This is a genomic window from Saccharopolyspora montiporae, from assembly GCF_015209505.1.
GTDB lineage: Bacteria > Actinomycetota > Actinomycetes > Mycobacteriales > Pseudonocardiaceae > Saccharopolyspora > Saccharopolyspora montiporae.
Genome location: NZ_JADEYC010000005.1, coordinates 226,207 through 252,316 on the forward strand (window position 1 = coordinate 226,207; position 26,110 = coordinate 252,316).

Here is a 26,110-nt window from a genome sequence, read left to right on the forward strand (position 1 = left end):
GTGATCGCGGCGGGTAGTTCAGTGCCCGCCCAGGCCGCGGTCGGCGGGACGCGCGCGGGGGAGGGCCGTTCCGGCCGCCAACCTGCGGCGCAGCCGCCACGGTGCGCGGGCGAACAGCGCCGACATCGCCGCCGCGGTGACCCGCGGGTCGCCCGGCCAGGACAGGAACCCCTCCCGGTGGCGCCGCGGCAGCCCGAAGAACAACTCGAAGAACTCCGGGACTTCCGCACCGGGCAGTCCCAGCAGCGCGTGCAGCGCCCGCCGGTGCAGCAGTCGTCCGCTCAGCGCGCGCGGCGGCCACAGCACCTGCCGGGCGGCCCGGACCGCGGCGGAGGGGCCACCGGCCAGGCCCGCGCTGATCGCCGCCGCCAACCACGGGGCGCTGCGCAGCGACGCGGCCACGCTGAACCCGGTCGCCGGGTGCACGAACCCGCCCGCCGCACCGAAGGCGATCACCCGGCCGGCGGCGGGCAGCGGGTCGTCCACCGGGAAGCGCACCCGCTCCTCGCGCAGCCGCGCGTCCGGGAGCGCGCCGTGCTCGGCGAGCCGATCGGTCAACCGCCTGCGCAGCTGGGCCAGCGGTAGTCCGGGGCGGCGCACCAGCGAGGTCTCCTCGACCAGCACTCGGCCGCCGCCGAGCGGCACCGTGTACCGGAAGCTGGGCCAGCCGCCGCGGGTGTGCGGTGCCTGCTGCCAGTCCATGAACACCGCGGAACCCGCCGGGCACAGCTCACCAGCGTCCCGCGCGTCCAGGACCGCGCCGACCGCGGTCTGCTCGGCGGCGGTGCGGGCGGGGCGCCCGCCCAGCAGCGCGCGCGAGGAGCCGGACGCGTCCACGACCACGGCGGCGGCCAGTCGGCGCCCGTCGCGCAGGACGACGGTCGACCCGGTCGGCCCGTGCTCGACGCCGACGGCGCGACCGGTGATCTCGGTCACGTCCGCGCGCCACAGGTGCTGCCAGAGCCGGGTGTTGTCCAACACCGCGTAGGTGCGGTGCCACCCGTGCCAGCCGGTACCGCGCACCAGGACCTGCGGTGCGGTCGCGGCCAGCGCATCGCCCGGCAGTGCGGGCAGCTCGTCGCGCCAGGCCGCGTAGGTCTGCGGCCAACCGCGGCGCGGCGCGGGATCGATGACGCCGGTGCGCAGCCCGGCATCGCTGCACGCCGCGGCGGCAGCCCGGCCGGCGGGCCCGGAGCCGACGACGAGGACATCCACCACGCCCGCCATCAGACCACCCGCCGGCTGCTGCCGGGCAGGGCCCCGGCGCGGCCGGCCCGGTCGGCGGCCGCGGGCCGATAGCGTGGGCGCCATGCAGGACGAGCCGCTGCGCACCAGCAGGCGAAGCGATCCGGCCGGGCAGCACCGGCCGCCGGGCGATCTCGCCGCCAGTCCGTTCCGCGCCGACCGGGACCGGGTGTCCACCTCCGCGTTCTTCGCCCGGCTGGGCGGGGTGACGCAGGTGGTCAGCCCGAGCGGGTCCGGACTGCTGCTGCACAACCGGCTGACGCACAGCCTCAAGGTCTCGCAGGTCGGCCGGGCCATCGCCGAGCGGCTGTTGAGCTCGCCGTCCCGGCTGGCGGTGTTGGACGAGCTCGGTGGGTGCGATCTCGATGTCGTCGAAGCCGCCGGGCTCGGGCACGACCTGGGCCATCCGCCGTTCGGGCACCAGGGCGAGAGCGTGCTGGACCGGATCGCCCGCCAGCGGTTCGGCCTCGCCGACGGGTTCGAGGGCAACGCGCAGACCTACCGGGTCGTGACCCGCCTGGACGTGCGCGGGGTGGAGGGCGTCGGGCTGGACCTGACCGCGGCGGTGCGCGCCGCGCTGCTGAAGTACCCGTGGACGCGCACCGGCGGCCCGCAGCCGCATCCGCGCGGATTCCCGACGCCGCCGCGGGGAGCCGCCGAACCGCCGGAGCTGCCGGGAACCGGATCGGGCAAGTTCTCCTGCTACACCACCGAATTCGACGACATGCAGGAAGCGCGTGCGGTGTTCCGCGGACGGTTGCAGCACTGGCAGCAGTCGGTCGAGGCGTCGGTGATGGACATCGCCGACGACATCGCTTACGCCATCCACGACCTGGAGGACTTCCACCGGGTCGGGATCCTGCAGCATGCCAGCGTCTCCCGGGAGCTGACCGAGTGGCTGGGCGGAGCGATCTCGCTGGCCGGTCGGGCTGAACCCGAACTGGCCGGTCCCGGGTCCTCCCTGGAACTGCTGCGGCGCAGGCTGCACGCCAAGGACGCGTGGATCGCCGACGACGACGCGTTCGTGGCCGCGGTGAAGCGGGTGCAGGACCACTTGGTCAACCGGCTGCTGGAGGAGCCGTTCGACCGCTCGCAACAGGCGGAGCAGGCGGTGGCCGCCTTCTCCGGCCAGTGGACCCGGCGGCTGGTGGAGGGCGTGCAGGTCGACGCGGACCCGAACACCCGCTCCGGGCACGTCGGGCTGGCCGCCGAGCAATGGCACGAGGTGCAGGTGTTGAAGTTCGTGCACCGCAGGTTCGTGCTGCAGCGGCCGGACCTGGCCCTGCACCAGCGCGGGCAGGACCGGTTGCTGAGCAAACTGGTCGAGGCGCTGGACACCTGGGTGATCGACCGCTCGGAGGCCGCCCGGCTGCCGCATCGGCTGCGCGACCTGTTCGATCTGGCCCGCGCGGAGTTCGCCGATCCGCAAGTCGCGGCCCTGGCTGCCGACGAGCACGTGGCGGACGGCGCGAGCCGCGAGGAGCGGCTGGAACGCCTCGCTCGCGGCCGGGCGGTGGTCGATTTCGTCGCCTCGTTGACCGACGAGCAGGCCGCCGCGCTGCTGGAGTCGCTGTCCGGGCGTACCACGCAGCTGTGGGCGGACACCTTCGTCCTGTGAGCCGGGTCCGCGAGCTCTCCGGCGGTGGCCGCGCCGTCGAGGTGGAACCCGAGCGGCTGGCCGGCTGGTTCGAACGCTTCGCCGCAGCGCACGGCGGTGCTGAGTGCACCACCAGCACGTCGGTGCGGGTGCGGGTGCTGGCCGCGGACGGGGCCAGCGCGGAGGTCGACGTCCCGTTCGGCCCGCTGCCGCACCCGCGCGGCCGGGTAGCCGGGCTGGACGTGGACGAGTTGGTCCGGCACCTGTCCGTCCCGCGCCGGATCGGGCTGGTGCTGGTGCGCCGCGGGGCGCACAGCGTCGGCATCGCCCGCGACGGCCGGGTGGAGACCTCCAGCACCGACCGCCACCTGGTTCAGGGCAGGTCCAAGGCGGGCGGCTGGTCGCAGCAGCGGTTCGCCCGCCGCCGAGCGGGCCAGTCGCGCAAGGCGCTGGACTCGGCCGCCGACGCGGTCGCGCGCGTGCTGCTGCCCGAGCGCGCGCGGCTGGACGGCGTGCTGCTCGGCGGGGACCGCTCGGCGCTGGACGCGCTGCGCGTCGACCCGAGGTTGCGCGAGCTGCTGGACGCGGCCGGTGACCGGGTGCTCGACGTGCCGGAACCGCGCAAGGAGGTGCTGCTGCGGGCTGCGAGCCGGGCGCGCTGCGCGGAGGTGCGCGTGCACGACGCACCGGCCGCGATGTGATGCAGGTGATGTGGTCCGCGATCGGGAGCGGGTGCCGCGCCCGCTACACTGTTCGTGTGGTCAGCTCGTCAACAGCGGTTCCGGACGTCCGCGTCCCCTTCGCCGACTAGTGCTCGGCACTCGCGGCCTGCCCGCGAACGCGTTTCCCGGAACCCCTGAACCACGAACCCCGCGGAGCCCGCATTGATTTCTGCAACCGGCCTCGAACTGCGCGCCGGCTCGCGCATCCTGCTGTCCGACACGACGTTGCGCGTGCAGCCCGGCGACCGAGTCGGCCTGGTCGGCCGCAACGGGGCGGGCAAGACGACCAGCTTGCGCGTGCTGGCCGGGGAGGGGCAGCCCTACGCCGGGCAGATCGCCCGCAGCGGCGAGATCGGCTACCTGCCGCAGGACCCGCGCGAAGGTGATCTGACGGTCACCGCCAAGGACCGGGTGCTCTCCGCCCGCGGCCTGGACGCGCTGGTGCGCGACATGCAGAAGGCGCAGACCGCGATGGCCGAGCTCGTCGACGACCGGGCCCGGGACCGCGCGATCACCAAGTACGGCAAGCTGGAGGAGCGCTTCGCGGCCCGCGGCGGCTACGCGGCCGAGAGCGAGGCCGGCCGGATCTGCAGCAACCTCGGTTTGCCCGGCCGGGTGCTGGACCAGCAGCTGGAGACGCTGTCCGGTGGTCAGCGCAGGCGGGTGGAGCTCGCCCGCATCCTGTTCGCCGCGGCGGAGGAGGGGCCCGGCGGCGGTTCGGCCACCACGCTGCTGCTGGACGAGCCCACCAACCACCTGGACGCGGACTCCATCGCCTGGCTGCGCGACTTCCTGAAGAACCACGAGGGCGGCCTGGTGGTCATCAGCCACGACGTCGACCTGCTCGAAGCCGTGGTGAACAAGGTGTGGTTCCTGGACGCGGTGCGCGGCGAAGCCGATGTGTACAACATGGACTGGCGCCGCTATCAGGACGCCCGGGCCGCCGACGAGAAGCGCCGCCGCCGCGAGCGCGCGAACGCGGAGAAGAAGGCCTCGCAGCTCAACGCGCAGGCCGACAAGATGCGCGCCAAGGCGACCAAGGCGGTGGCCGCGCAGAACATGGCCAAGCGCGCCGAAAAGCTGCTGGCCGAGGCGGAATCCGAGCAGGCGCAGGAGAAGGTCGCCAAGATCCGCTTCCCGGATCCCGCGTCCTGCGGTCGCACGCCGATGACCGCCGAGGGATTGTCCAAGGCGTACGGCTCGCTGGAGATCTTCAGCGGAGTCGACCTCGCGATCGACCGCGGGGCGAAGGTCGTCGTGCTCGGGCTCAACGGCGCGGGCAAGACGACGCTGCTGCGCCTGCTGGCCGGGATGGAGGAACCGGATTCCGGTCAGGTCGTGGCCGGGCACGGGCTGCGCGCGGGCTACTACGCGCAGGAGCACGAGACGCTGGATCCGGACGCCTCGGTGTGGGACAACGTGCGCACCGCGGCACCGGACACTCCGGAGCAGCAGCTGCGCACCCTGCTGGGCAGCTTCCTGTTCAGCGGTGAGCAGCTGCAGCAGCCCGCGGGTTCGCTGTCCGGCGGGGAGAAGACCCGGCTGGCGCTGGCCGGGCTGGTCTCCAGTGCCGCCAACGTGCTGCTGCTCGACGAGCCCACCAACAACCTGGACCCGGCCAGCCGCGAGCAGGTGCTGGACGCGCTGCGCAGCTTCACCGGAGCCGTGGTGCTGGTCACGCACGACCCGGGCGCGGTGGACGCGCTCGAACCGGACCGGGTCATCCTGCTCCCGGACGGCACCGAGGACCATTGGTCGGCGGACTACCTGGAGCTCGTCCAGCTGGCCTGATCCGCCCCCGCACCTGTTCCGCCACCGCCGTCCGCAGTTCCGCTGCGGGCGGCGGTGGCGTCGGATCCCGTCCGCGGACGGGATTTCCCCCGCCCGGTGCGGTGCTGTTCGAACACTCGCCACAGCCGCTGTTCGAACCGTGCCCGGTGGGGGCGGCGGTGTGCGCCTGCTGGAGGTCGTCCCGAGCGGTGCGGTTGGCGGAACGCGGCTCCATCCGGCTCGCGCTACGCTGGTTTCCACTCGTCGCGGTGATATTCGCTGCACAGCGGTCGGATTCCCGCCCGCGGTGGGTGCTCACCGGGCCCGCTCGGGCAGTCGCGGTTACGGCGGACGGGTGAGTGCGTTCCGGTGATCGCCACGCGCTCATCTCGACCGTTGGCCGATCTTTTTCCATGATCGCCTGGCGTTCGCGGCATTCCTGTTCGATCATTGCGCTGACAGGGGTCGCGAGGCCCGACCTGCTCGGAGGGAAGGCGGGGACACCGTGGCTGAGCTGAAGAAAGGCGCGCGCATCACCGGAAGTGCGCGGGACAAGCTTGCCAGTGACCTAAGGAAGAAGTACGAGAAGGGGGCGAGCATCCGCGCTCTCGCGGAAGCAACCGGTCGTTCGTACGGCTTCGTGCACCGGGTGCTGAGTGAATCCGGTGTGCAGCTGCGCGGCCGCGGGGGCGCCACGCGTTCGAAGAAGAAGTGACGGCAGCGACAGCTGCTCGTCTTCTGTCAGCAAAATCGGCACATCACGACTCCCTCGTGATCTGCGGGCGCTACGGTTGAAGCCGACCGGTCCGTGCAGATATGCAATGGAGGCCCGCTTGGCGGAGTCGACTGTGGACGCCGACCTGCTGGATCGTGGCGGTGTGGGGCTCACGATCCAGGGGCGGCGCGCCACGATCACGCTCAACCGTCCGGACAAGCTCAACGCGCAGACACCGCATACCTGGTACGCGCTGCGCGAGATCGGGCAGTCCCTGCCCGCCGAAGTCCGGGTGGTCGTGGTTCGCGGTGAAGGGCGGTCGTTCTCGGCCGGCCTGGATCGCCGCTTGTTCGGGGCCGCCGATGTGGACGGCGCCCCCGGTCTCGCCGCGCTGGCGGACACACCCACCGAACAGGCCGATGCCGAGATCGCCGGTTTCCAGCAGGGGTTCAGCTGGTTGCGCGATCCGGATCGGATCACCGTCGCGGCGGTGCAGGGGCACGCGATCGGCGCCGGCTTCCAGCTGGCCCTGGCCTGCGATCTGCGGGTGGCCGCCGAGGACGCGCGGCTGCGCATGGCCGAAACCAGCCTCGGGCTCGTACCCGATCTCGGCGGGACGCTGCCGCTCGTGCGCACCGTCGGGTACGCCAAGGCCGTCGAGATCTGCCTGACCGGCCGGGACGTACCCGCTGCGGAAGCCGCTGCGCTGGGGCTGGTCAACCAGGTCGTCCCGGCGGACGGACTGGAGGACGCGGTCGACGGGCTCGTCGAGGCGCTGGTCCAGCCGCCGGAAGGCGCCTCGCGGGAGACGCTGGCCCTGCTGTCCCAGGCCGCCGACGAGGCGGTCGACCCGGAGCAGCAGCTCGCCGCGGAGCGTTCCGCCCAGCTGCGCCGGATCGTGGACATGGCCGCGCTGCTGCGTTCCGAATGAGTTCCCCCGGGCACGCCCCGGTGATCGCCGGGTGCTCGGCGAGCGCCCGGCTTCCCGGGGGTGCCCCGGCGACGCGGTGATCACCCGGCGCGCCCCTGCAGGTCGGTGACCGGTTCGGCCGCTACGCTGTGGATCAGCAAACGTGATCGAACCGCCGGGGGATGTATGCCGCAGCGGGGCAACCGCCGGGAGCTGCTCGCCGAGGCCGCCATCGAGGTGCTGGCCCAGGAAGGCGGGCGCGGCCTCACGCACCGCGCCGTGGACCGGGAAGCGGTGGTGCCCGAGGGCACCGCGAAGAACTACTACCCGACCCGCAGCGCGCTGCTGATCGCCGTGGCCCGCCATCTCGCCGAGCAGCACACCACCGCGCTGCGGCAGCTGGTCAGCCAGGCGCCGGCCGGGTTGACCAGCGCGGACATCACCAAGCTCTACGCGTCGATGCTGCGGCGCAGCGCGGGCAACGCGCGGTCGCAGTACCTGGCGCTGTTCGAGCTGCACCTGGAGGCGGTGCGCAACCCCGAGGTGCGCACGGCGCTCGCCGAGATCACCCGGGCCAACGCGGATGCCGCCGTCGAGCTCAACGCCGCGGTCGGGCACCGGATGACCCGGCGGGGCGCCGGGCTGCTCGATGCCGGGATGCTCGGGGTGGCGCTGTCGGTGCTGACCCTGCCCGAAGACGTGGCCGACGAGCTCGGGCTCAGCGATGCCGACGGGGTTGCCCAGGCGTTACTCGCGGTCGGCTCCACCGATGGCGAGCCGGTGGTGGGGGTGCTCCGCGACTGCGCGAGCTGACCGAGGTGGCTGTGCGGGATCGCTGCGCGACGCGCGGTAGCCTGCGGTCCGCGGCGTCGAGCGCCGCGACGAGCTCACCGGCAGCGTCGCCGCGGTGGCGCCCAGGATCGGAGTGGATGCAGCCCGAGCATGACGAACCCATCGCAGGACGAGTCCGTTCCTCCCGAGGAACCGCCCGCCGTCGTCTTCGGCCGGATCGGCGATGTGCCGCTGGAGGCGCTGGACAAGCTCATCGAGAGCACCGAGGCCGTCTACGGAGACCTGAACCGGGTCCTGGGGCATCCCTACTGGGGCGATCTCGTTTACCACCAGGGCGCGGCGATGCGCGCGCTCCGCGAGGCGCGGACCGCGCTGGACGGGCTGCGGGCCGAATCGGCCGGTGCGCGCAACACCGAGCTCGGCGTCACGGTCGCCACCGCCGTCGTCGACGGGACCCGGCACTACGCGCACTCCGCCGAGGACAAGGCCGCCCTGGTCGATCTGGTGCTGCGCCCGCGGAAACCCGGCGCGGCGCACCTCTACGTCTGGGACCGCCCGCACGAGGATCCCGAAGCGCCCGGGCCGTACGAGCAGCTGCGCATCGTCACCGACGCCGACAGCGAGGCCGGGGCGCTGAACTTCACGCAGGAGACCGAGGACGGCGAGCTGCACTCCTGGCACACGCTCAGCGCCGAACCCCTCGCGGATCCACCGTCGCTCGCCTTCGACGCGGGCAGCGCGCTGAAGTTCCCGCGCAGCAGCGTGCTCGGCTTCCGCGAGCTGCGCGCCGGGTTGGACGAGTTCACCCGGACCGGGCAGCGACCGGAGTGCCTGGGCTGGCAGCAGGCCCGGTGGGGCGAGCCCTGACCCTCGCCCGCGGCGGGCCCTCGTGCGGCGAGTCCATGACAAGCCGGAGCCGATCGTTGACTGCGCGTGCGCGGAGTGGTTCGTTCTCCTCACCCGGACCGGCGGGAGGAGCGGGCGGATGCGCAGAGGGCTCGTCGTGCTCGTCGTCATCGCGTTCGGCGGGCTGCTCACCGCCGGTGCGCCACCGCCCGGTGCCGAGCCGGAGCGGGGCGGCACCGGTGGCGGCGCCACGCTGCGGGTCGGGCTGCAGCAGCAGATCGACTCGCTGAACCCGTTCCTCGGGTACAGCCTCGCCGCCACCGATCTGTTCCGGCTGATCTACCCGACGCTGACCACCTACTCGGCGCAGGACTTCGCGCCCGAACCCGAGCTGGCCGAGTCCTGGGAGGTCTCCGCGGACCGGCTCACCTGGACGTTCCGCATCCGCGACGGGGTGCGCTGGAGCGATGGGGCACCGGTGACGGCCGGGGACGCCGCCTACACGTTCAACCGGATGATGCGCGATCCGGCCGCGGCCACCGCCAACGGCAACGTCGTGGAGAACTTCGAGGCGGTCCGCGCCGCCGACGACCGCACCCTGGTGGTGCGCACCGCACGGCCGCAGGCCACGATGCTGGCCATCGACGCGCCGATCGTGCCCGAGCACGTCTGGTCGCGGATCGGCGATATCGCGTCCTTCGACAACGAGGACATGCCGATCGTGGGCAGCGGTCCGTTCGAGCTGGTCGACCACCGCGCCGAGCAGAACGTGACGCTGCGCGCCGATCCGGACTTCTGGCGGGGTCCGCCGCAGGTCGACCGGGTGCAGTTCGTGCAGTTCAAAAACAGCGATGCGGCGGTGCAGGCGCTGCGCAAGGCCGAAGTGGACGTGGTGCAGAAGCTCACCCCGGCCCAGTTCGACGCGTTGGCCGAGGAACCCGACGTGCAGCAGGTGCGCGGGCAGGGCCGCCGGTTCTACGAGTTGATCCTCAACCCGGGCGCGGCCGGCAGCGACGGCGAACCGATCGGCACCGGCCACCCGGCGCTGCGCGACGTCAGGGTGCGCCAGGCCCTCGACCGGGCCATCGACCGGCGGGTGCTCGTGGACCGGGTGCTGCGCGGCTACGGCGAACAGGGCGCGGGCTACCTGCCGCCGATCTTCGGCACCTACCACTGGCGCCCGGAGCAGCCGCGCACCTTCGACCCGGCCGCGGCCGCCCGGGAGCTCGACGCGGCCGGGTACCGGCGCGGACCGGACGGGGTGCGCCGCACCCCGCAGGGCCGGCCGCTGGACTTCGACTTCGTGCTGCACGGCAGCGAACCCGCCGACGCGCAGGTGGGCGAGTTCGTGCAGCGCTGGTTCGCTGACCTGGGCATTCGGGTGACGCTGGAGCCGGTTTCGGACAACCAGGTCAACGACCGCACCAGCACCGGTGACTTCGACATGGTCATCAGCGGGTGGTCGGCCAATCCGGACCCGGACTACGTGCTGCGGTTGCAGACCTGCGCGGCGCGGCCGGGCGGCGCCGGTGCGGGCAGCAGCGACACCTTCCTGTGCGACGAACGCTACGACGAGCTCTACGATCGCCAGCTCGGCGAGTTCGACCCCGCGCGGCGCGCCGAGCTCGTCGAGCGGGCCCAACGGCGGTTCCACGAGCAGGCCGCCGGGCTGATCCTGTATTACCAGGACTCCCTGGAGGCCTACCGCAGCGATCGGTTCGCCGGGTTCACCCGCCAGCCCGCGCAGGACGGGGTGATCGTCGCGCAGCAGGGCTACTGGGGTTACTACGGCGCCGATCCCACCGAGCAGGCCGAGCGCGGTACCCCCGGCCAGGGTGCCGCCGTGCTGTGGGTCATCGGCGGTGCGGCGGTGCTGGTCGGCACCGTCGGCACCGTGCGGGCCGCACGCCGCCGCGCGACCGCCGACCAGCGGGAGTGACCGTGACCGAACTGCTGGATTCCGAGCCCGAACCGCTGCGCACCGGCCGCCGCGGCGGCGCTCTGCGCTACGCCGCGGGCAAGGTCGGTGACGGCCTGCTGAGCCTGTTCCTGGTGGCGGTGCTGGGCTTCTTCCTGTTCCGGGTGATCCCGGGCGATCCGGTGCGCACCATGACGCGCGGGGCGCCGGTGACCGAGCAGCAGGTGGCGGCGTTGCGCGAGCGCTTCGGGCTCGATCTTCCGCTGTGGCGGCAGTTCCTGGACTACCTCGGCGATCTGCTGCGCGGCGACCTCGGCACGTCCTACACCTACAGCCGGCCGGTGGCCGAGCTGATCCTCGAACGCGCCGGGCCGACCCTGCTGCTGGTCGGCACGGCCACCGTGCTGGCCGCGGTGCTGGGCGTGCGCACCGGATCGGGTGCCGCGTGGCGGCACGGCAGCCGGTTCGACCGCAGGAGCACCTCGGTGGCGCTGGCGCTGTGGTCGGTGCCGACGTTCTGGCTCGGGCTGATCCTGCTCATGGTGCTGGGCGTGGGCGTCGGCCCGCTGCCGGGCCTGTTCCCGGTGGGCGGGATGAGCTCGCCGGACACCCCGTCCGGGCTGCTGCCGCAGGTGCTCGACGTCGCCAATCACCTGTTCCTGCCGGTGGTGACGCTGGTCGCCGTGCTCTACGCCGAGTACGCGATGGTGACCCGCTCGTCACTGCTGGAGGAGATGGGCGAGGACTACCTGACCACGGCCCGCGCCAAGGGACTGCGCGAGGACCTGGTGCGCCGCAGGCACGCGCTGCCCAACGCGCTGCTGCCGGTGGTGACGCTGATCTTCCTGCGGCTGGGCCTGGTGGCCGCGGGCGCGATCACCGTGGAGACCGTCTACTCCTGGCCGGGGATCGGGCTGCTCACCTTCGAGGCGCTGAGCGTGCCGGATCTGCCGCTGCTGCAAGGAATCTTCATCGTGCTGGCGGGGAGCGTGGTGCTGATGAACGTGCTCGCGGAACTGCTCTACCGGGTGCTCGACCCGCGGGTGCGCGACTCGTGACCGCGGTCGGGAACCGCATCGGGCGGCGGAGCGCGTGGCGGGTGTTCCGCGCCGACCGCGGCGGGCTGACCGGGCTGGTGCTGCTAGCGGTCGTGGTGGTGTTGGCCGTGTGCGCCCCGCTGCTGACCGATCCGGCCGGTCTGGACGTCACCCGCGCCACCGGCCGCGCGTTGCAGCCGCCGGACGCGCAGCACTGGTTCGGCACCGACGAGTCCGGGCGGTCGGTGCTGCTGCTGACCTGGTGGGGCGCGCGGATCTCGCTGGTCGTCGGGCTGGCCGCCGCGGTGCTGTCGGTGCTGATCGGGGCCGCGTTCGGGATGCTGTCCGCGCACTTCGGCGGCTGGACGTCCCGAATCCTGTTGCGGGTGACCGACTTCTTCCTCGTGCTACCGGCGCTGGTGCTGGCCATCGCGCTGTCCACGGTGTTGGCCCGGGGGCTGTGGACGATCGTGCTGGCGATCGGCGTGACGGCGTGGCCGGCGACCGCGCGGATGGTGCGCGCGCAGACGATGGCGATCGAAGCCCGCCCGCACGTCGAGCGGGCGCGGGTGCTGGGCGCAGGCCATCTGCGGGTCCTCGGCGGGCACGTGCTGCCGGCGGTGGCGCCGCTGGTGTTCGCCAACACCACGTTGTCCGTGGCCAGCGCGGTGATCGCCGAATCGACCCTGTCCTTCCTCGGCCTCGGCGATCCGGCGCGGGTGTCCTGGGGCGCGATGCTGAAGTCGGCGATGGACACCGGTGCGGTCACCGGCGGCGCGTGGTGGTACCTGCTGCCGCCGGGGCTCGGGATCGTGCTGGTGGTGCTCGGTTTCACGCTCGTCGGCCGGGCACTGGAAGCGGTGTTCAACCCCGGACTGCGGGAGCGGCGATGACCCCGATCCTCCAGCTGCACGGACTCGCGGTGTCCTACGCGGGCGCGGCCGAACCGGCCGTGCGCGGAGTGGACCTGAGCCTCGGCGCCGGCGAAACCCTCGGCCTGGCCGGGGAATCCGGGTGCGGCAAGTCCTCGTTGGCGATGTCGGTGCTGCGGTTGCTGCCCCGGTCGGCGCTCGTCGACGGCAGCGTGCTGTTCGACGGCGAGGACGTGCACGGGATGTCGTTCGGCAGGTTGCGCGCGGTGCGCTGGGCGGGCGCGTCGGTGGTTTTCCAGGGCGCCATGCACGCGCTGAACCCGGTGCGCACGATCGGCGAGCAGATCGCCGAACCGCTGCGGCTGCACGGCACCGGCGGTGATCGGCGCTCGCGGGTCGCCGAGCTGCTGCGCCTGGTGGAGCTGCCGCCGGAGCGGGCCGATGCCCATCCGCACGAGCTCTCCGGTGGGCAGAAGCAGCGGGTGATGATCGCCATGGCTCTGGCCTGCGAACCGCGGCTGGTGGTGGCCGACGAGCCCACCACCGCGCTGGACGTGCTGGTGCAGCAGCAGGTGTTGGAATTGCTGGGCAGGCTCGTCGCCGAGCGCGGCATCTCGCTGCTGATGATCAGCCACGACCTGCCGGTGCTGGCCGGCGCCTGCGCGCGGTTGGCCGTGATGCACCGCGGGCGGATCGTCGAAGACGGCCCGGTGAGACAGGTGACCGGGTTCCCGCAGCACGAGCACAGCCGCGCGCTGGCCGCAGCGGCGCTGACCGTGGGCGACCCGGGGGCGCGGCGCACCGGCGGGTCGGACGGCGGACGGGTGCTGCTGGAGGCGCAGCAGGTCTCGGTGACCTACCGGGGTCGTTCCGGGAAAGCGGTGCGCGCGCTGGACCGGGTCGACCTGCAGGTCCGCGCGGACGAAATCGTCGCGCTGGTGGGCCAGTCCGGTTCCGGCAAGACGACGCTGGCCCGCGCGCTGCTCGGTCTGCACCGCCCGGACGCGGGGTCGGTGCAGCACGACGGCCGGGCGCTGCCGACGTCGACCGCGGGCCTGCGCCGCTACCGCAAGCAGGTGCAAATGGTGCTGCAGGACCCGGCCGGCGCGCTCAACCCGCGGCACACCGCCTACCGCGCCGTGGCCGAGGGGCTGCGGGTGCACCGGGAGACCGCCGACGAGCGGGACCGGGTCGCCGAGGCGCTGGAGGCCGCCGAGCTGCGCCCGGCCGAGGACTACCTCCACCGGCTGCCGCACGAGCTCTCCGGTGGCGAGCGCCAGCGGGTGCTGATCGCCGGTGCGCTGGTGCTGCGCCCGGGCCTGCTCATCGCCGACGAGCCGGTGGCCTCGCTGGACGCCACGGTGCGCGGGGAGATCCTGGACCTGCTGCTGCGCCTGCGGGTCCAGCAGGGACTGTCCACCCTGGTCATCACGCACGACCTCGGGCTGGCCTGGAGCATCGCCGACCGGGTGGTGGTGCTGCACCGGGGTGCGGTCGTGGAGAGCGGACCCGTCGAGCAGGTGCTGGGCGCGCCGCGGCACGACTACACCCGGTCGCTGCTGGCCGCGGTGCCCGCCGTGCCCGGAGCGGACAGCGCCGAACCGGCGTGAGCCGCGGTCAGCTCAGGGCGTCGATCACCGCCGGCCTGCCGGGCCGGTCGGTGCGCACCACGGTGCCGGCCAGCAGTCGCGGGTCCACCTCGGCGGCGTATCGGCGGTAGGCGGGCAGCGTCCACTGCTGCTCGTCCGGGGTGAGCCGCTGCAGCGCGGCCTCGGGCAGCTCCAGGTGCACGGTGCGGTCGAACGGCAGTCCGGCGCCCAGCAGCAGCGGCCCGTCCACGAGCACGACCCCGCGTTCCGGCAGCCGGATCCGTTCCCGGCGCGGTGAGCGGTCGGCCGCCGGGTCCCACAGCGCGGGCAGCACCAGGCCACTGCCGCCGTCGGCCAGCGGATCCAGCACTTCGCGGCGCAGCCCGTCCAGATCGAACCAACCGGTGTAGAACGAGTCCGGATCGCGGTGGCCGTGCTCCAGTCGCAGCGACGCCGGGCGCAGGTAGTCGCGGGTGGACACGCGCACCGCTTCCCGCCCGCGCTCGCGTAGCGGGTCGACGAGGTCGTCGGCGAACTCGGCGGTCCCGGCGGCCGGAGCGCCGTCGATCGCCATCCGGCACCAGGTGCCGGTCCACGCGTCCAGGTGATCGACGATCTCGGCCACCAGGCGTTGCGGGGTCAGCGGACGGACCTGCATGCCGTCTTCCTACCGCAGCGCGGGGCGGGTGAGCGACAGCGCGCGGGCGGCGGTGTCCACCTCGGCTGCCACGCCGAGCGGGACGGTGCGCTGACCGGCGCAGTGCCCGAAACCGAGTCCGCCGAGGACCGGGACGCCGAGCCCGCCGAGCCGGTCCAGCAGCGTCGCGCGCACCTGTTCGGGCGGCCCGCAGTCGGTCCAGGAACCCAGCACGACCGCGGACGCCCCGGCGAACCAGCCCGCGCGCAGCAGCTGCTGCAGCGCGCGGTCGATCCGGTAGGGCTCCTCGCCGACGTCTTCGAGCACCGCGATGCCGCGTTCCGGCCGGGGACCCGCGTCGGGTGCGCCGAGGCCGGCCGCCAGCAGCGCGAGGTTGCCGCCGTAGGTGACGCCGCGGGCGCGGCCGGGGACCAGTTCCTCGGCGTCGGAGCGGGTCAGCGTCGTCGTCGTTTCGGGGTCGAACAGGCTGCGTCGCAGGTGTTCGCGGGCGGGGGCGTCCTCGGCGAACGCGGCGGTGCCGACCATCGGGGCGAACGCGGTGACCACGCCCAGGTGCGCGGCGAACGCCTCGTGCAGCGCGGTGACGTCGCTGGAGCCGACCAGTGCCTTCGGCTCCGCCGCGGACATCGCGGTCCAGTCCAGGTGCTCCAGGACGCGGGTGCAGCCGTAGCCGCCGCGGGCGCACAGCACGGCCGCGATGTCCGGATCGCAGTAGGCGCGCCGCAGGTCGGCGGCGCGGTCGGTGTCGGTTCCGGCCAGGTAGTCCAGCCGCGGGTGCCGGTCGAGCAGGTGTTCGCCGAGGCGCACGTGCAGCCCCCAGGAGCGCAGGTGCTCAAGACCGGCGTCGAGCACGTCGCCGGGGACCGGGCCGGCCGGCGCCACGAGCGCCACGGTGTCGCCGGGATGCAGGCGCGCGGGCCTGCGTCGTTCGCGTGCGCTCACCGGGTGCGCTCCCTCGGTCGGTCGTGGTGTCCGCGACCGGACGGTATCCGTTCCGCACCCGCCGCGGCGTTCGCGAGCGGCGAACAACCCCGTGTGCGGGCATAACCGGAGTGCAGCGCGTTGCGCTCCGCGTACGTGGGCCGTGGTGACGTGCGAAACGGGGGCCAGTCGCACGCGCCTGCCCGCCGGTGGCCTAGTGTCGAGGGTGCCATGGCTCGTGTCATCCACGTCTTCCGCGAACCCGACCGATTCGTCGCAGGAACGGTCGGGGAACCCGGTGATCGCACCTTCTACCTGCAGGCCACCGAGGACTTCCGCACGGTGAGCGTGCAGTTGGAGAAGCAGCAGGTCACCGTGCTGTCCGAACGCATCGGCGCCCTGCTGGAGGAGGTGCAGCGCCGGTTCGACGCCGACTTGCCCGGCGAACCGCCGGAGGACGACGTCGACGCCGAACCGCTCGACGTCCCGGTCGAGGAGGAGTTCCGGGTCGGCACGATGGGCCTGGGCTGGGACGCCGAGACCGAGTCCGTCGTGGTGGAGCTGCTCGCGGTCACCGAGGAGGAGATCGACGAGTCGGTGGTGCTCGACGACACCGAGGAAGGCCCGGACGCGCTGCGCGTGTTCCTCACCCCTGCGCACGCCCGCGCGTTCGTGGAGCGGGCGGAGCGGGTGGTCAACGCGGGCCGCAAGCCGTGCCCGCTGTGCAACGAGCCGCTGGACCCGGGTGGGCACATCTGCCCGCGGCAGAACGGCTACCGCCGTTCCGACGAGGACTGAGGCTGCGTGCACCCGGCTGACCCGGCCGTGCGGGAGCTGCTGCGCGACGGTGAGCTGCAGGTCCAGGGCAGGTTGGTGGAAGCGTCCAACGCCACGTTGCTGTGCGCTGTCGAATCCGGTCCGCTGCGGGCCGAGTGCGTGTACAAGCCGGTGCGCGGCGAGCGGCCGCTGTGGGATTTCCCGGACGGGACGCTGGCCGGCCGCGAGGTGGCGGCGTTCCTGCTGGACGAGGCCGCGGGCTGGGGGCTGATCCCGCCGACGCTGCTGCGCGAGGGACCGTTCGGCCCCGGGATGGCCCAGTTCTGGGTCGACACCGAGGAGGACTCCGAACCGGTGGACCTGGTGGCGCCGGACGAGGTGCCCACGGGCTGGCTGCCCGTGCTGCAGGCCCAGGACCACCGCGGCGAGCCCGTGCTGCTGGTGCACGCCGACGACCCGCAGCTGCAGCGACTGGCCGTGCTGGACATCGTGCTCAACAACGCCGACCGCAAGGGCGGGCACGTGCTGCGCACCCCGGACGGGCAGGTCCTCGGCGTCGACCACGGCGTCGCGCTCAACGCCGAGGACAAGCTGCGCACCGTGCTGTGGGGCTGGATCGGCCAGGACCTGCCCGCCGAGGTGACCGACGTGCTCGGGCGGTTGCGTGCCGAGTTGGAGGGACCGCTGGCCCAGCAGCTCGCCGAGCACATCACGCCCAAGGAGGTGCGCGCCGTCGCTGCGCGGGTCGAGCGGCTGCTCAGCGAGGGCGTGTTCCCCGCCCCGTCCGGCGAGTGGCCCGCGATCCCCTGGCCGGCGTTCTAGGCCCTCGGCCGTGAGCTCGCGCACCGGACGTGCGCGCGGGCCGTGCGCCGAGGCAGGCTGGACGGGTGCGACCACTGCGCCCGACACCCGAGATCCAGACCGACTACCTGGACCGGCTGCAGTCCCGCCTCCCGGGGTTCCGGGACGTGCTGCGGCTGATGTGGACCGGCGGATTCCGGGCGCGGGTGGCCGATGCGGACCGGATCCCGGTGCTGCGCAGCGGGCTGGAGCCGATCGGCCCGCAGGACACCGCGCTGACCTGGGTGGGGCACGCGAGCTTCCTGCTGCGTACCGGCGGTGCCGCGGTGCTCGTGGATCCGGTCTGGTCCGAGCGCATCCCGGGAGTGCCGCGCAGGATCACCCCGCCGGGCGTGGCGTTCGGCGAGCTGCCGCCGATCGACGCGGTGCTGATCACGCACAACCACTACGACCACCTGGATGCGCCGACCGTGCTGCGGCTGCCGCGGGCCACACCGGTGCTGGTCCCGGCCGGGGTGGGTCGCTGGTTCCGTAGGCGCGGGTTCACCGAGGTCGTCGAGTTCGACTGGGGGGACAGCGCCGAGATCGCGGGGCTCACCGTCGATTTCACCCCCGCCCAGCATTGGAGCAGGCGCGGGCCGCTGGACACCTGCCGCAGCTTGTGGGGCAGCTGGATGATCACCGGGCCGCAGCACCGGCTCTACCACGCGGGTGACACCGGCTACGGACCGCACCTGGCCGAGATCGGCCGCCGCTTCCCCGGGATCGACGTGGCCATGGTGCCGATCGGGGCGTACGCGCCCAGCTGGTTCATGCGTCCCGTGCACATGGATCCCGCCGAGGCCGTGCAGGCGGTGCGCGATCTCGGCGCGGCGCGGGCGGCGAGCATGCACTGGGGCACGTTCGTGCTCACCCGGGAGCCGGTGACCGAACCGCTGCTGTGGCTGCGCAAGGCGTGGCAGGACAGCGGGCGCGACCCGGGGGAGCTGTGGGACCTGGCGGTCGGCGAGAGCCGGGTGCTGCCCGCGCTCGGTGGTGCCGACGGGTCCGGCGAGCGCGCGGTGCGCGGCGCGGACCCGGCCTGAACGCCAGCTAGCATCCGGGCATGCCCGGTGATCCGCCCGCCGACCTGTCCCGCGATCCGCTCCCGCTGCGCGGGCGCACGGCGCTGATCACCGGGGTCAGCCGCCGGCAGGGGATCGGGTACGCGACCGCGCGGCGCCTGGCGGCGTTCGGCGCCTCGGTGTACTTGCACCACCACGCCGCGCACGACCGCGAACAACCCTGGGGCGCGGACGATCTGGACGCGGTGCGCTGCGGTGTCGCCCGGTGGCTGGCCGACGGGGCGCGGCTGGCCGATTCCGGCGGCGACCTCGCGGATCCGGACGAGCCGGACCGGGTGGTGGCCGCGGCGGTGGCCGAGTTCGGTCGGCTCGACGTGCTGGTGTGCAACCAGGCGCGCAGCGGGTCCGACGGAGCCCTCGGCGAGTTGGACGCGCGGATGCTGGACGGTCACTACGCGGTGAACACGCGGGCCTCGATCCTGCTGGTGCAGGCGTTCGCCCGGTACCGCGCCGGTGCGCCGGGCGGCCGGGTGGTGCTGCTGACCTCCGGGCAGCAGCAAGGGCCGATGCCCGGCGAGGTGGCCTACGCGGCGGCCAAGGGCGCGCTGGCCGAGATCACGGTCACGCTGGCCGATCAGCTCGCGGATGCGGGCACCACGCTGAACACGGTCAATCCGGGACCGGTGGACACCGGCTACCTGGACGAGGAGACCTGGCGCAGCGTCCGCCCGATGTTCCCGCTGGGCCGCTACGGCGAACCGGACGATCCGGCGCGGTTGATCGCGTGGCTGGCCACCGACGAGGCGGCGTGGATCACCGGGCAGGTGATCAACACCGAGGGCGGTTTCTCCCGCTGGCGCCCGCGGGGCTGAGCCGTGCTCACAGGGAGCCGGCGGCCTCCGCGGACGCCGCGCGGCGCCCGCCGGGCACCAGCACCCGCTCGGCCAGCGCCACCGCGCCGAACAGCAGCAGCCCCGCGATCGTAAGCCAGCCGATCGCCGCGAAAGCCATTGCGCTGTCCAAATTTCCGCGCGCATCCAGCAGCACGACGCCCAGGCCGTCGTCCGAGCCCACGAACTCGGCGACCACCGCCCCCACCACGGCCAGCGTGACGGCGACCTTGGCTCCGGCGAAGATGCTCGGCAGCGCCCAGGGCCAGCGCACCTTCCAGAACGCCTGCCAGCGCCCGGCGCCCATCGAGCGGACCAGCACCAGGCTCTGCGGACGGGTGGCGGCCAAGCCCACCAGCGCGTCGACGATGAGCGGGAAGAACGAGATCAGCGCCACCATGAGCACTTTCGGCAGCTGGCCGAATCCGAACCAGATGATGAACAGCGGCGCCACGGCGACCTTCGGCACCACCTGGGCCACGATCAGCAGCGGGTAGAGGGCGCGGTGCAGCGCGTCGCTGTAGGTCATCAGCACCGCTACCGGCAGCGCGACCAGGACGGCGAGACCGAACCCGGCGAGCACGGCCAGCAGCGTCGGCACCGATTCCGTGGCCAGCAGTGGCGCGTCGGCCACCATGGTGCCCAGCACGGTCAGCGGTGCGGGCAGCACGTACTCCGGAACCTGCCCGGCGGTGACGACCACCTGCCAGACCGCGCAGCACACCACCAGCAGACCGACCGGCAGCAGCGCGGAGCGGATGTGGGTCATGCCTGGTCACCTCCTCGCGCGGCGTCGGCCGCGGGTTCGTCGTCCGGGTCCGCGCCGAACACCCCGAGCCGGGCGAACACGTCCCGGATCCGGCCGACCAGCGCGGCGAACTCCGGTGTCGCGCGGATCTCCGGACGGCGCGGGCGGTCGAAGCCGATGTCGATGTCGGCGGCGATGCCGGCCGGGCGCGGGGAGAACACGAGCACCCGGTCGGCGAGGAAGACGGCTTCGTCGATGCTGTGCGTGACGAAGGCGACGGTCTTGCGTCGGGCCAGCCACAGCCGCTGCAGGTCGAGCTGGATGCGGTCCCGGGTCAGCGCGTCCAACGCGCCGAACGGTTCGTCCAGCAGCAGCAGTTCCGGATCGTGCAGCAGCGCCCGGCACAGCGCGACCCGCTGCGCCATGCCGCCGGAGAGCTCGTCGGGGTAGTGCTGCTCGAACCCGCCGAGACCGACCTGCTGCAGCAGCCGCGCGGCCGCGTCCCGGTACGGCACCTTGGGCAGCTTGCGGATCTCGGCCTGCAGCAGCACGTTGTCCAGCGCCGTGCGCCATGGCAGCAGCTCGGGGTTCTGGAAGACCATGCCGAGCGCGGTGTGCGGGCCGTCGACCGGTTCGCCCGCGATCCGGATCTGCCCGGAGGTGGGTGCGGTGAGACCGGCCGCCGCGGTGAGCAGCGTGGACTTGCCGCATCCGCTGGGGCCCACGATGGCGAGGAACTCACCGCGGTGCAGCTGGAAGGTCATCTCCGCGACGGCCTGCACCGGACCGCCCGCGGCGGGGAAGGACTTGGTGACGCGGTCGACGTCGACGAACGCGGTCATCGGCTCGCTCCGGGGGATCGGCCCGGGTCGCAGTCCCCGGGCAGGAATTCGTTCGTGGCAACGGTTCCCGGCTGGACCAGGCCGGGATCGGTGCCGGTGCCGCGTTCCACGAGGCGGATGGTGTCGGCCCAGTCCGCGCGGTCGGTGCAACCGAACGGCTCTGCCCGGGTGCGCGCGGAGCGCAGCAGCCGGGCCGAGGCGTCCCATTGCGCGCGCAGCAGGTCCGGGGACAGCGCCGCCGACTCGTCGAGCCGGTAGTAGGAGCGCACTGCCGCGTCCGGGTCGTCGAGGACGGCTCGGGTCGCTTCGGCGGTGGCGGCCAGGAAGGCGCGCACCGTGCCCGGGTGTTGCGCCGCGAACCGGTCGCCCACCACGATTCCGGAGCTCAGCGCGTCGAGCCCGTGCTCACGGTAGGCGATGGTGCGGATCGCGCAGTCGCACTTCTCGCGCAGCTTGGGCAGCGAGACGTTCGTCAGGCCGAAGGTGAACTGCACCCGGTCGTTGAGGAACAGGGCTTCGCGCGCCGGCACGTCCACCCGGGGCAGGCCGATCCCGCCGGTGTCGACCCCGGTGGCCGCGGCGAAGGCGGGGAACAGCATCTCCGGTGCGCTGCCCGGGACGTAGCCGCCCTCGGTGCCGGCCAGGTCCGCGGGCTCGTCGATACCGGAGCCCGGTTTGCTGAACACCGCCAGCGGGGAGCGCTGCACCATCCCGGCCACCATCCGGACCGGGACGCCTTCGGCCGCGGACTGCACCAGGCTGGTGGCATCGGCGTAACCGAGGTCGTCCGAGCCGTTGGCCACGGTCTGGATCGTGGTGGCCGAGCCGTTGCCGGAGTTGAGCCGCACGTCGAGGCCGTGCGCGCGGTAGATGCCGCGGTCCACGCCCACGAGCAGCGGCAGCATGGCCCCGGTGAAGGCGACATCGGTGCGCACGTCGACGACGTCGTCGCCCGGGGCCCGCGTACCGCAGCCGGCGAGCAGTCCGACCAGCAGGAGCAGCGCTGAGAGTGCCGCAGCGGGGCGTGCGATCCGGGGTGCCAACGCATCTCCTCACCGGAAGGGATATGCCGGTGAGTATCTTGATGCTAAGTTAGTCCTGTCAAGATGTCCGCCGCCGCGCGGTCCGCCCGAGACGGCGTCAGTCCACGATGGACTGGTAGACGAGCTGGTGCAGCTGCGATCGGATCGGGTGCGTGCTGGACGGCATGAGCTGGGTCAGGAACAGCACCGAGAGGTCCTCGATCGGATCGACCCAGAACGCGGTGGAAGCCAGCCCACCCCAGGCGAATTCGCCCGCGCTGCCGATCACCTTGGCCGCGGCGGGATCGTCCAGGACGGAGAAGCCCAGCCCGAAACCCTTGCCCGCGTTGGCCGCTTCGGAGAACGACCCCATCGCCAGGGTTTCCAGGTCGACCCCACCCGGCAGGTGGTTACGGGTCATGTAACGCACCGTGCGGCTGCCCAGCAGCCGCTGCCCGTCGAGTTCCCCGCCGCGCAACAGCATCCGGGTGAACCGGTGGTAATCGTGCGCGGTGGAGAACAGCCCGCCCCCGCCGGACGGCGCCTTGGGCGGTTCGAAGGCGGACTCGTGCAGCGCGTCCTGCTGCGGGTGCCTGCGCGCGTTGCCCGCGGCATCGGCGGCGTAGAGCGTCGCCAGCCGGTCGGCGTCCCCGCGGTCCAGCGCGAAGCCGGTGTCGGTCATGCCCAGCGGTTCGAAGATCGCGGTGCGCAGGTATTCCGCCAACGGCATCCCGGAGGCGACTTCCACGACCCGGCCGAGCACATCGGTGGCCACCGAGTAGTTCCACCGCGTGCCGGGGTCGAACAGCAGCGGCATCCCGGCCCACGCATCGCAGCACGCCTGCAGGTCCAGCCCGTCGGCCATGCCGTACTCGAAGCCCGCCCGGCGGTAGAGCTCGTCGACCGGGGTGAGCCGGTGGAAGGCGTAGGTCAACCCGGAGGTGTGCGTGAGCAGGTGCCAGATCCGCATCGGCTCGGTCGCCGGGCGGGTGCGCGGTTCGCGGGCCGTGCCACCGGTGTAGACCTGCAGGTCGGCGAAGGACGGGATGAAGTCCGACACCGGGTCGGTGAGCTCGAACTTCCCTTGCTCGTGCAGCATCATCGCGGCCACCGAGGTGACCGGCTTCGTCATCGAGTAGATGCGGAACACCGTGTCGCGCAGCACCGGGAGCTGCTCGTCGATGTCGCGCAGACCGCAGGTCGACAGGTGAGCGATCCGCCCGCCGCGGGCGACCAGCGCCAACCAGCCGGGCAGCTTGCCCGAGGTCACGTACTGCTCGAAATGCCGGTCGATGCGCTGCAAGCGGGCCGCATCCAACCCGACCTCGTCCGGGGCCGCCTCGATGTCCAACGAAACCAACGCCGTCCTCCGCTCCGCGCGCGTCACCGGTGCGCGGGCCCGGGGTGCGCCCGACGGGCCCGCGAGTTCTTTCTACCGCACTCGCGCACCGCGCCGAATCGTCGCGGATGGTGAACCTCCTCGCAGCGACCCGGCGACCGGCCGCCCGCACGGCACGGGCGGCCGGTCGCGGGTGCCTCACCGCGGTGGGGCGAAGGAGTTGATCACGTCCGGGTTGGCCTCGGCCCAGCGGCGCGCCGCCTCGGGCTCCTGGCCCTTGCCCGCGCTGTTGATCTCGTTCTCCAACGAGGCCAGCTGCTCGTCGTTGAGCCGGAACTTCTGCAGCATCTCGGTGATCTCCGGGAAATCCTGGCCGAAGCCCTGCCTGCCGATCGAGTGCAGCTGCTCGGCACCGCCCATCGCACCGCGCGGGTCCTGCAGGTCCTTGAGCGGGTAGCGGGCGTAGGCCCAGTGCGGGTGCCAGAGGGTCACCACGATGGGCTGCTGCTCGTTGATCGACTTCTCCAGCGAGGCCAGCATCGCCGTGGTGGAGGAGGTCTGCAGCGTGTATTCGTCCTGCAGGCCGTACTCCGGGATCGCGCTCTGCTCGGTGGTTCGGGTCAGGCCCGCCCCCGGGTCGATGCCGGTGATCGTGCCGTCGAACTCCGCCCCGCGGCCCTTGAGGTCCTCGATCGAGTTGATGTCGGTGAGGTACTCGGGCACGGCGATGTTCAACGTGGCCTGGTCGTACCAGACCCCGAGGTCTTCGAGCCGCTCCCCGTACTGCTGCCAGTAGTCGGCGTGCGTCTGCGGCAGCCAGCCGTCCAGGAACAGGTCGAGGTTGCCCTGCGCGAGCCCGGCGAAGGTGGGTCCGGCCTCCAGCTCGGTGGTGTTCACCGTGTAGCCGCGCTCCTCGAGCAGGACCTTGAACAGGTTCGTGACCGCGATGTCCTCGTCCCAGGCGATGTAGCCGATGTTGATCGTCTTCTCTTCCTCGCCGGTCCCGGCTTCGCGGCCCCCGCAGCCCGCCGCCACCAGTGCCAGCGCTGCGAGCAGGGCGATCACCGAATGGACCTTCCGCGATGGTTTTCTCGCCAGCATTGCTGCTCTGCCTTTCTTCGGGCTGTTGTGTGGATTCGGCGCGCCGGGGCGTCAGCCGCTGCCAGCGGCCGCTGCTTTGCGTTCGGCACGTGCCACCGGAGACCGGTCGGAGAGCACGCCGGTGATCCGGTCCAGGTAGACGGCCAGGATCACCACCGAGAGCCCGGCCTCGAATCCCGCGGAGAGCTGCACGCGGGTGACGGCCTGGTAGATGTTGGTGCCCAGCCCTTCCGCACCGACCATCCCGGCGATCACGACCATCGACAGGGACAGCATGATCACCTGGTTGACGCCGGCCATGATCGAGCGCATCGCCAGCGGGAGCTGGATGCCGGTGAGGATCTTCATCGGCGGTGCGCCGAACGCTTCCCCCGCCTCGACGACCTCGGTGTCGACCTGGCGGATGCCGAGTTCGGTGAGCCGCACGCCGGGCGGCAGCGCGAAGATGATCGTGGCTACGACACCGGGCACCGCCCCGATGTTGAAGAAGAAGATCACCGGGATGAGGTAGACGAACGGCGGCATCGTCTGCATCAGGTCGAGCACCGGTCGCACGATCACGCTCGCCCGGTTGCTGCGCGCGCACAGGATGCCCAGCGGGATGCTGAGGACCACGGCGATCACGCTGGCCACCAGCACCAGCGACAGGGTCTGCATCGTGGCCTCGAACTCCTGCATGCTCACCACGAGGCCGAAGCCGATCAGCGCGAACAGGGCGAACTTCCAGCTGCGCAGGACCAGGCCGAGTACCGCGAGCAGCAGCACCATGACCAGTTCGGGCAGCCAGGTCAGCCCGGTGGTCAGCCCGGTCACCAGCGACCGCACCACCAGGTCGATGAAGTCGAACACCGGCCCGATGTTGTTCTCCAGCCAGGTCACCAGATCCTGGATCCAGTCGCCGATCGGGATCCGCGGCAGCTGGAACTGGGCGGCGAGGAGCGGATCAGCCATCGTGCGCCTCCCTGCTCGGTGATTCGTCCCCGTTGCGCGCGGCGTGCCCGCCGCTGAGCGTCGCGAAGACCTCGTTCGGCGTGACGACCCCGGCCAGCCGCCGCTGCGCGTCGACCACGGGCAGCGGCGCCACGCGGTCCCGGAACCTGCCGAACAGGTCGCGGATCGCGGCACCGGTGGCCACCGGGTGCTCGATGCGGTCGAACGCGCTGCCGATGTCCCGGCTGCCCTGCTGCTGGGCCCGCTGGGCGGCGGCGGAGCCGAGCTCGCCGACCAGCCGCTGTTCCGCGTCGGCGACGAACAGCACGTCGGCGCCGCGCTCGCGCATCGCCGCCAGCGCCTCGGCCGGGCTCGCGGTCAGCGGGAGCGCGGTACCCGCCGGGGAGCTGATCGTCCCGGCGGTGAGCACGCGCGTGCGGTCGACGTCCTGCACGAACTCCGCCACGTAGTCATCGGCCGGGTCGCGCAGGATCTCCTCGGCGGTGCCGATCTGCACGATCCGCCCCGCGCGCATCATCGCGATCCGGTCGCCCAGCCGCATGGCCTCGTTGAGGTCGTGCGTGATGAACACGATCGTCTTGCCGAGCTGCTCCTGCAGGGTGACCAGCTGGTCCTGCATCTCCCGCTTGATCAGCGGGTCCAGCGCGCTGAACGCCTCGTCCATGAGCAGGATCTCGGTCTGCGAGGCCAGGGCACGCGCCAGGCCGACGCGCTGGCGCATCCCACCGGACAGCTGCTGCGGGTAGCGCTCCTCCCAGCCGCGCAGCCCGACCATCTCCAGGGCCTCGGTGGCGCGCTCGGTGATGTCGTGCTGCGCCATCCCGCGGATCTCCAGCCCGTAGCCGGTGTTCTCCAGCACGGTGCGGTGCGGGAACAGCGCGAAGTGCTGGAAGACCATGCTCATCGTCTGCTGGCGCATCGCGCGCAACCCCGCGGGTGACATCGAGGTGATCTCGTCCTCGTCGGCGAACACCCGCCCGGCC

25 protein-coding genes are annotated in these 26,110 nt (G+C 72.7%); 15 read left to right on the top strand and 10 right to left on the bottom strand.

Going from position 1 to position 26,110, the window contains the following annotated elements; translation table 11 throughout:
• Nucleotides 1-18: 18 nt before the first annotated feature.
• A complete protein-coding gene (locus tag IQ251_RS03450) occupies nt 19-1,227 on the bottom strand; it encodes a lycopene cyclase family protein (RefSeq protein ID WP_193926932.1) in 1,209 nt (402 codons plus the stop codon).
• A gap of 82 nt (nt 1,228-1,309) precedes the next feature.
• Between IQ251_RS03450 and IQ251_RS03455 the strand changes: the two genes are divergently transcribed.
• From IQ251_RS03455 to nikE, 11 genes are all read left to right on the top strand, one after another.
• Complete coding sequence (locus IQ251_RS03455) at nt 1,310-2,863, top strand: deoxyguanosinetriphosphate triphosphohydrolase family protein (RefSeq protein WP_193926933.1); 1,554 nt, start codon at nt 1,310-1,312, stop codon at nt 2,861-2,863.
• Nucleotides 2,860-3,543 carry an acVLRF1 family peptidyl-tRNA hydrolase gene (locus IQ251_RS03460; RefSeq protein ID WP_193926934.1) on the top strand — a complete coding sequence of 228 codons (684 nt, stop codon included), beginning with the start codon at nt 2,860-2,862 and terminating at the stop codon, nt 3,541-3,543. The genes IQ251_RS03455 and IQ251_RS03460 overlap by 4 nt, the downstream gene beginning before the upstream one ends.
• A 183-nt stretch (nt 3,544-3,726) precedes the next feature.
• Nucleotides 3,727-5,355 (top strand): ABC-F family ATP-binding cassette domain-containing protein, encoded by a 1,629-nt coding sequence (locus IQ251_RS03465; protein WP_193926935.1) that lies wholly within the window; start codon nt 3,727-3,729, stop codon nt 5,353-5,355.
• A gap of 484 nt (nt 5,356-5,839) precedes the next feature.
• Nucleotides 5,840-6,049 carry a helix-turn-helix domain-containing protein gene (locus tag IQ251_RS03470; RefSeq protein ID WP_010310662.1) on the top strand — a complete coding sequence of 70 codons (210 nt, stop codon included), beginning with the start codon at nt 5,840-5,842 and terminating at the stop codon, nt 6,047-6,049.
• Nucleotides 6,050-6,167: 118 nt separating this feature from the next.
• Nucleotides 6,168-6,980: an enoyl-CoA hydratase/isomerase family protein gene (locus IQ251_RS03475; protein ID WP_370591176.1), complete on the top strand. Its 813-nt coding sequence runs from the start codon at nt 6,168-6,170 to the stop codon at nt 6,978-6,980.
• 165 nt (nt 6,981-7,145) lie between these two features.
• On the top strand, nt 7,146-7,772 hold the full coding sequence (locus IQ251_RS03480; protein WP_193926937.1) for a TetR/AcrR family transcriptional regulator: 627 nt from the start codon (nt 7,146-7,148) through the stop codon (nt 7,770-7,772).
• Nucleotides 7,773-7,901: 129 nt separating this feature from the next.
• Nucleotides 7,902-8,618 carry an Imm1 family immunity protein gene (locus tag IQ251_RS03485; RefSeq protein ID WP_193926938.1) on the top strand — a complete coding sequence of 239 codons (717 nt, stop codon included), beginning with the start codon at nt 7,902-7,904 and terminating at the stop codon, nt 8,616-8,618.
• A 118-nt stretch (nt 8,619-8,736) separates the two neighbouring features.
• Nucleotides 8,737-10,536 (top strand): ABC transporter substrate-binding protein, encoded by a 1,800-nt coding sequence (locus IQ251_RS03490; protein ID WP_193926939.1) that lies wholly within the window; start codon nt 8,737-8,739, stop codon nt 10,534-10,536.
• Between the two features lie 2 nt (nt 10,537-10,538).
• On the top strand, nt 10,539-11,573 hold the full coding sequence (locus IQ251_RS03495; protein WP_193926940.1) for an ABC transporter permease: 1,035 nt from the start codon (nt 10,539-10,541) through the stop codon (nt 11,571-11,573).
• On the top strand, nt 11,570-12,445 hold the full coding sequence (locus IQ251_RS03500; protein ID WP_193926941.1) for an ABC transporter permease: 876 nt from the start codon (nt 11,570-11,572) through the stop codon (nt 12,443-12,445). The genes IQ251_RS03495 and IQ251_RS03500 overlap by 4 nt, the downstream gene beginning before the upstream one ends.
• Nucleotides 12,442-14,034 carry a nickel ABC transporter ATP-binding protein NikE gene (gene nikE / locus IQ251_RS03505; RefSeq protein ID WP_193926942.1) on the top strand — a complete coding sequence of 531 codons (1,593 nt, stop codon included), beginning with the start codon at nt 12,442-12,444 and terminating at the stop codon, nt 14,032-14,034. Before IQ251_RS03500 ends, nikE begins: the two co-directional genes overlap by 4 nt.
• A 7-nt stretch (nt 14,035-14,041) precedes the next feature.
• Here nikE and IQ251_RS03510 read toward each other — a convergent pair whose 3' ends face one another.
• Entirely contained in the window at nt 14,042-14,671 is a 630-nt protein-coding gene (locus IQ251_RS03510) for a nucleoside/nucleotide kinase family protein (protein ID WP_193926943.1), read from the bottom strand.
• A gap of 9 nt (nt 14,672-14,680) precedes the next feature.
• Nucleotides 14,681-15,613 (bottom strand): S66 peptidase family protein, encoded by a 933-nt coding sequence (locus IQ251_RS03515; RefSeq protein ID WP_193926944.1) that lies wholly within the window; start codon nt 15,611-15,613, stop codon nt 14,681-14,683.
• A gap of 210 nt (nt 15,614-15,823) precedes the next feature.
• On the opposite strand from IQ251_RS03515, the gene IQ251_RS03520 reads away from it, so the two are divergent.
• The 4 genes from IQ251_RS03520 (at nt 15,824) to IQ251_RS03535 (ending at nt 19,106) form a co-directional block, all read left to right on the top strand.
• Entirely contained in the window at nt 15,824-16,390 is a 567-nt protein-coding gene (locus IQ251_RS03520; protein WP_193926945.1) for a DUF3090 domain-containing protein, read from the top strand.
• Between the two features lie 6 nt (nt 16,391-16,396).
• Entirely contained in the window at nt 16,397-17,191 is a 795-nt protein-coding gene (locus IQ251_RS03525; protein ID WP_193926946.1) for an SCO1664 family protein, read from the top strand.
• Nucleotides 17,192-17,256: 65 nt separating this feature from the next.
• Nucleotides 17,257-18,255, top strand: coding sequence for an MBL fold metallo-hydrolase (locus tag IQ251_RS03530; protein ID WP_370591177.1), 999 nt, complete (start codon nt 17,257-17,259; stop codon nt 18,253-18,255).
• Nucleotides 18,256-18,275: 20 nt separating this feature from the next.
• Nucleotides 18,276-19,106 (top strand): SDR family oxidoreductase, encoded by an 831-nt coding sequence (locus tag IQ251_RS03535; RefSeq protein WP_193926947.1) that lies wholly within the window; start codon nt 18,276-18,278, stop codon nt 19,104-19,106.
• Nucleotides 19,107-19,113: 7 nt separating this feature from the next.
• On the opposite strand, the gene IQ251_RS03540 is transcribed toward IQ251_RS03535, so the two are convergent.
• From IQ251_RS03540 to IQ251_RS03570, 7 genes are all read right to left on the bottom strand, one after another.
• A complete protein-coding gene (locus tag IQ251_RS03540; protein ID WP_193926948.1) occupies nt 19,114-19,893 on the bottom strand; it encodes an ABC transporter permease in 780 nt (259 codons plus the stop codon).
• On the bottom strand, nt 19,890-20,714 hold the full coding sequence (locus IQ251_RS03545; protein ID WP_193926949.1) for an ABC transporter ATP-binding protein: 825 nt from the start codon (nt 20,712-20,714) through the stop codon (nt 19,890-19,892). Before IQ251_RS03545 ends, IQ251_RS03540 begins: the two co-directional genes overlap by 4 nt.
• Nucleotides 20,711-21,757 (bottom strand): ABC transporter substrate-binding protein, encoded by a 1,047-nt coding sequence (locus IQ251_RS03550; RefSeq protein ID WP_193926950.1) that lies wholly within the window; start codon nt 21,755-21,757, stop codon nt 20,711-20,713. The genes IQ251_RS03545 and IQ251_RS03550 overlap by 4 nt, the downstream gene beginning before the upstream one ends.
• A gap of 97 nt (nt 21,758-21,854) precedes the next feature.
• Complete coding sequence (locus tag IQ251_RS03555; protein ID WP_193926951.1) at nt 21,855-23,096, bottom strand: serine hydrolase domain-containing protein; 1,242 nt, start codon at nt 23,094-23,096, stop codon at nt 21,855-21,857.
• A gap of 177 nt (nt 23,097-23,273) precedes the next feature.
• Nucleotides 23,274-24,140: a glycine betaine ABC transporter substrate-binding protein gene (locus IQ251_RS03560; RefSeq protein ID WP_370591178.1), complete on the bottom strand. Its 867-nt coding sequence runs from the start codon at nt 24,138-24,140 to the stop codon at nt 23,274-23,276.
• A gap of 87 nt (nt 24,141-24,227) precedes the next feature.
• Nucleotides 24,228-25,127, bottom strand: coding sequence for an ABC transporter permease (locus IQ251_RS03565; protein ID WP_193926953.1), 900 nt, complete (start codon nt 25,125-25,127; stop codon nt 24,228-24,230).
• Nucleotides 25,120-26,110 (bottom strand): quaternary amine ABC transporter ATP-binding protein (locus tag IQ251_RS03570; RefSeq protein ID WP_193926954.1); only part of this gene is annotated, 991 nt, incomplete at its 5' end. The genes IQ251_RS03570 and IQ251_RS03565, both read right to left, overlap by 8 nt.

Bases quoted from the DNA above. Each gene is read 5' to 3' on its own strand.
- IQ251_RS03450 (WP_193926932.1), bottom strand. From the start codon at position 1,227: ATGGCGGGCGTGGTGGATGTCCTCGTCGTCGGCTCCGGGCCCGCCGGC.
- IQ251_RS03455 (WP_193926933.1), top strand. From the start codon at position 1,310: ATGCAGGACGAGCCGCTGCGCACCAGCAGGCGAAGCGATCCGGCCGGG.
- IQ251_RS03480 (WP_193926937.1), top strand. From the start codon at position 7,146: ATGCCGCAGCGGGGCAACCGCCGGGAGCTGCTCGCCGAGGCCGCCATC.
- IQ251_RS03485 (WP_193926938.1), top strand. From the start codon at position 7,902: ATGACGAACCCATCGCAGGACGAGTCCGTTCCTCCCGAGGAACCGCCC.
- IQ251_RS03490 (WP_193926939.1), top strand. From the start codon at position 8,737: ATGCGCAGAGGGCTCGTCGTGCTCGTCGTCATCGCGTTCGGCGGGCTG.
- nikE (WP_193926942.1), top strand. From the start codon at position 12,442: ATGACCCCGATCCTCCAGCTGCACGGACTCGCGGTGTCCTACGCGGGC.
- IQ251_RS03510 (WP_193926943.1), bottom strand. From the start codon at position 14,671: ATGCAGGTCCGTCCGCTGACCCCGCAACGCCTGGTGGCCGAGATCGTC.
- IQ251_RS03520 (WP_193926945.1), top strand. From the start codon at position 15,824: ATGGCTCGTGTCATCCACGTCTTCCGCGAACCCGACCGATTCGTCGCA.
- IQ251_RS03535 (WP_193926947.1), top strand. From the start codon at position 18,276: ATGCCCGGTGATCCGCCCGCCGACCTGTCCCGCGATCCGCTCCCGCTG.
- IQ251_RS03540 (WP_193926948.1), bottom strand. From the start codon at position 19,893: ATGACCCACATCCGCTCCGCGCTGCTGCCGGTCGGTCTGCTGGTGGTG.
- IQ251_RS03545 (WP_193926949.1), bottom strand. From the start codon at position 20,714: ATGACCGCGTTCGTCGACGTCGACCGCGTCACCAAGTCCTTCCCCGCC.
- IQ251_RS03565 (WP_193926953.1), bottom strand. From the start codon at position 25,127: ATGGCTGATCCGCTCCTCGCCGCCCAGTTCCAGCTGCCGCGGATCCCG.